The 3,992-nt window shown below is 49.9% G+C and carries 4 protein-coding genes and 1 pseudogene; 4 read left to right on the top strand and 1 reads right to left on the bottom strand.

Translation table 11 applies throughout. The annotated features are described in order from the left end of the window. Positions 1-52: 52 nt before the first annotated feature. Positions 53-757 (bottom strand): IS6-like element IS26 family transposase, encoded by a 705-nt coding sequence (locus tag OGY67_RS07150; RefSeq protein ID WP_001067855.1) that lies wholly within the window; start codon positions 755-757, stop codon positions 53-55. 280 nt (positions 758-1,037) lie between these two features. On the opposite strand from OGY67_RS07150, the gene OGY67_RS07145 reads away from it, so the two are divergent. The 4 genes and pseudogenes from OGY67_RS07145 (at position 1,038) to OGY67_RS07130 (ending at position 3,940) form a co-directional block, all read left to right on the top strand. Next, on the top strand, positions 1,038-1,595 hold the full coding sequence (locus OGY67_RS07145; RefSeq protein WP_001235713.1) for a recombinase family protein: 558 nt from the start codon (positions 1,038-1,040) through the stop codon (positions 1,593-1,595). 182 nt (positions 1,596-1,777) lie between these two features. Beyond that, the gene (locus OGY67_RS07140) at positions 1,778-2,638 is read left to right on the top strand and encodes a broad-spectrum class A beta-lactamase TEM-1 (protein WP_000027057.1); all 861 of its coding nucleotides are present in this window, start codon (positions 1,778-1,780) and stop codon (positions 2,636-2,638) included. Between the two features lie 158 nt (positions 2,639-2,796). After that, a pseudogene (locus tag OGY67_RS07135) lies at positions 2,797-3,066 on the top strand (IS91 family transposase); the annotation flags it as partial. Positions 3,067-3,235: 169 nt separating this feature from the next. After that, positions 3,236-3,940 (top strand): IS6-like element IS26 family transposase, encoded by a 705-nt coding sequence (locus OGY67_RS07130; RefSeq protein WP_001067855.1) that lies wholly within the window; start codon positions 3,236-3,238, stop codon positions 3,938-3,940. Positions 3,941-3,992 lie beyond the last annotated feature (52 nt).

The raw sequence follows: 3,992 nt of genomic DNA, 5'->3' as shown, positions 1-3,992 counted from the left end.
GGCACTGTTGCAAAGTTAGCGATGAGGCAGCCTTTTGTCTTATTCAAAGGCCTTACATTTCAAAAACTCTGCTTACCAGGCGCATTTCGCCCAGGGGATCACCATAATAAAATGCTGAGGCCTGGCCTTTGCGTAGTGCACGCATCACCTCAATACCTTTGATGGTGGCGTAAGCCGTCTTCATGGATTTAAATCCCAGCGTGGCGCCGATTATCCGTTTCAGTTTGCCATGATCGCATTCAATCACGTTGTTCCGGTACTTAATCTGTCGGTGTTCAACGTCAGACGGGCACCGGCCTTCGCGTTTGAGCAGAGCAAGCGCGCGACCATAGGCGGGCGCTTTATCCGTGTTGATGAATCGCGGGATCTGCCACTTCTTCACGTTGTTGAGGATTTTACCCAGAAACCGGTATGCAGCTTTGCTGTTACGACGGGAGGAGAGATAAAAATCGACAGTGCGGCCCCGGCTGTCGACGGCCCGGTACAGATACGCCCAGCGGCCATTGACCTTCACGTAGGTTTCATCCATGTGCCACGGGCAAAGATCGGAAGGGTTACGCCAGTACCAGCGCAGCCGTTTTTCCATTTCAGGCGCATAACGCTGAACCCAGCGGTAAATCGTGGAGTGATCGACATTCACTCCGCGTTCAGCCAGCATCTCCTGCAGCTCACGGTAACTGATGCCGTATTTGCAGTACCAGCGTACGGCCCACAGAATGATGTCACGCTGAAAATGCCGGCCTTTGAATGGGTTCATGTGCAGCTCCATCAGCAAAAGGGGATGATAAGTTTATCACCACCGACTATTTGCAACAGTGCCGGTGAATCTGCCATAGCTTTCAGTCTGCTCAGTGGTCAGAAAGTCAACGGGCATATCGGCCTCCCTGCCTGACGGGCATTTAGTAACATTTTTCCAACCGTACGAAATGTTATAAATTATCGGACATCGTAAAACTGTTACATTAATATGTCTATTAAATCGTAAATTTGTAATAATAGACATGAGTTGTCCGATATTCGATTTAAGGTACATTTTTATGCGACTTTTTGGTTACGCTCGGGTCTCAACCAGTCAGCAGTCTCTTGATCTTCAGGTCAGAGCACTCAAAGACGCAGGTGTGAAAGCAAACCGTATATTTACCGATAAGGCATCCGGCAGTTCAACAGACCGGGAAGGGCTGGATTTGCTGAGGATGAAGGTGGAGGAAGGTGATGTCATTCTGGTTAAGAAGCTCGACCGTCTTGGCCGCGACACTGCCGATATGATCCAACTGATAAAGGAATTTGACGCTCAGGGCGTGGCAGTCCGGTTCATTGATGACGGGATCAGTACCGACGGTGATATGGGGCAAATGGTGGTCACCATCCTGTCGGCTGTGGCACAGGCTGAACGCCGGAGGATCCTAGAACGCACGAATGAGGGCCGACAGGAAGCAAAGCTGAAAGGAATCAAATTTGGCCGCAGGCGTACCGTGGACAGGAACGTCGTGCTGACGCTTCATCAGAAGGGCACTGGTGCAACGGAAATTGCTCATCAGCTCAGTATTGCCCGCTCCACGGTTTATAAAATTCTTGAAGACGAAAGGGCCTCGTGATACGCCTATTTTTATAGGTTAATGTCATGATAATAATGGTTTCTTAGACGTCAGGTGGCACTTTTCGGGGAAATGTGCGCGGAACCCCTATTTGTTTATTTTTCTAAATACATTCAAATATGTATCCGCTCATGAGACAATAACCCTGGTAAATGCTTCAATAATATTGAAAAAGGAAGAGTATGAGTATTCAACATTTTCGTGTCGCCCTTATTCCCTTTTTTGCGGCATTTTGCCTTCCTGTTTTTGCTCACCCAGAAACGCTGGTGAAAGTAAAAGATGCTGAAGATCAGTTGGGTGCACGAGTGGGTTACATCGAACTGGATCTCAACAGCGGTAAGATCCTTGAGAGTTTTCGCCCCGAAGAACGTTTTCCAATGATGAGCACTTTTAAAGTTCTGCTATGTGGTGCGGTATTATCCCGTGTTGACGCCGGGCAAGAGCAACTCGGTCGCCGCATACACTATTCTCAGAATGACTTGGTTGAGTACTCACCAGTCACAGAAAAGCATCTTACGGATGGCATGACAGTAAGAGAATTATGCAGTGCTGCCATAACCATGAGTGATAACACTGCTGCCAACTTACTTCTGACAACGATCGGAGGACCGAAGGAGCTAACCGCTTTTTTGCACAACATGGGGGATCATGTAACTCGCCTTGATCGTTGGGAACCGGAGCTGAATGAAGCCATACCAAACGACGAGCGTGACACCACGATGCCTGCAGCAATGGCAACAACGTTGCGCAAACTATTAACTGGCGAACTACTTACTCTAGCTTCCCGGCAACAATTAATAGACTGGATGGAGGCGGATAAAGTTGCAGGACCACTTCTGCGCTCGGCCCTTCCGGCTGGCTGGTTTATTGCTGATAAATCTGGAGCCGGTGAGCGTGGGTCTCGCGGTATCATTGCAGCACTGGGGCCAGATGGTAAGCCCTCCCGTATCGTAGTTATCTACACGACGGGGAGTCAGGCAACTATGGATGAACGAAATAGACAGATCGCTGAGATAGGTGCCTCACTGATTAAGCATTGGTAACTGTCAGACCAAGTTTACTCATATATACTTTAGATTGATTTAAAACTTCATTTTTAATTTAAAAGGATCTAGGTGAAGATCCTTTTTGATAATCTCATGACCAAAATCCCTTAACGTGAGTTTTCGTTCCACTGAGCGTCAGACCCCTTATGGCAGAGCAGGGAAAGGAATTGCCGGGCTATGTGCAACGGGAATTTGAAGAATTTCTCCAATGCGGGCGGCTGGAGCATGGCTTTCTACGGGTTCGCTGCGAGTCTTGCCACGCCGAGCACCTGGTCGCTTTCAGCTGTAAGCGTCGCGGTTTCTGCCCGAGCTGTGGGGCGCGGCGGATGGCCGAAAGTGCCGCCTTGCTGGTTGATGAAGTACTGCCTGAACAACCCATGCGTCAGTGGGTGTTGAGCTTCCCGTTTCAGCTGCGTTTCCTGTTTGGGGTCGTTTGCGGGAAGGGGCGGAATCCTACGCTAAGGCTTTGGCCAGCGATATTCTCCGGTGAGATTGATGTGTTCCCAGGGGATAGGAGAAGTCGCTTGATATGGCACTGTTGCAAATAGTCGGTGGTGATAAACTTATCATCCCCTTTTGCTGATGGAGCTGCACATGAACCCATTCAAAGGCCGGCATTTTCAGCGTGACATCATTCTGTGGGCCGTACGCTGGTACTGCAAATACGGCATCAGTTACCGTGAGCTGCAGGAGATGCTGGCTGAACGCGGAGTGAATGTCGATCACTCCACGATTTACCGCTGGGTTCAGCGTTATGCGCCTGAAATGGAAAAACGGCTGCGCTGGTACTGGCGTAACCCTTCCGATCTTTGCCCGTGGCACATGGATGAAACCTACGTGAAGGTCAATGGCCGCTGGGCGTATCTGTACCGGGCCGTCGACAGCCGGGGCCGCACTGTCGATTTTTATCTCTCCTCCCGTCGTAACAGCAAAGCTGCATACCGGTTTCTGGGTAAAATCCTCAACAACGTGAAGAAGTGGCAGATCCCGCGATTCATCAACACGGATAAAGCGCCCGCCTATGGTCGCGCGCTTGCTCTGCTCAAACGCGAAGGCCGGTGCCCGTCTGACGTTGAACACCGACAGATTAAGTACCGGAACAACGTGATTGAATGCGATCATGGCAAACTGAAACGGATAATCGGCGCCACGCTGGGATTTAAATCCATGAAGACGGCTTACGCCACCATCAAAGGTATTGAGGTGATGCGTGCACTACGCAAAGGCCAGGCCTCAGCATTTTATTATGGTGATCCCCTGGGCGAAATGCGCCTGGTAAGCAGAGTTTTTGAAATGTAAGGCCTTTGAATAAGACAAAAGGCTGCCTCATCGCTAACTTTGCAACAGTGCC

This window comes from Citrobacter sp. Cpo015, assembly GCF_030333035.1.
GTDB classification, from domain to species: domain Bacteria; phylum Pseudomonadota; class Gammaproteobacteria; order Enterobacterales; family Enterobacteriaceae; genus Citrobacter; species Citrobacter portucalensis.
This window is presented reverse-complemented; position numbering and strand designations above follow the sequence as displayed.

Bases quoted from the DNA above. Each gene is read 5' to 3' on its own strand.
- OGY67_RS07130 (WP_001067855.1), top strand. From the start codon at position 3,236: ATGAACCCATTCAAAGGCCGGCATTTTCAGCGTGACATCATTCTGTGG.
- OGY67_RS07145 (WP_001235713.1), top strand. From the start codon at position 1,038: ATGCGACTTTTTGGTTACGCTCGGGTCTCAACCAGTCAGCAGTCTCTT.
- OGY67_RS07140 (WP_000027057.1), top strand. From the start codon at position 1,778: ATGAGTATTCAACATTTTCGTGTCGCCCTTATTCCCTTTTTTGCGGCA.
- OGY67_RS07150 (WP_001067855.1), bottom strand. From the start codon at position 757: ATGAACCCATTCAAAGGCCGGCATTTTCAGCGTGACATCATTCTGTGG.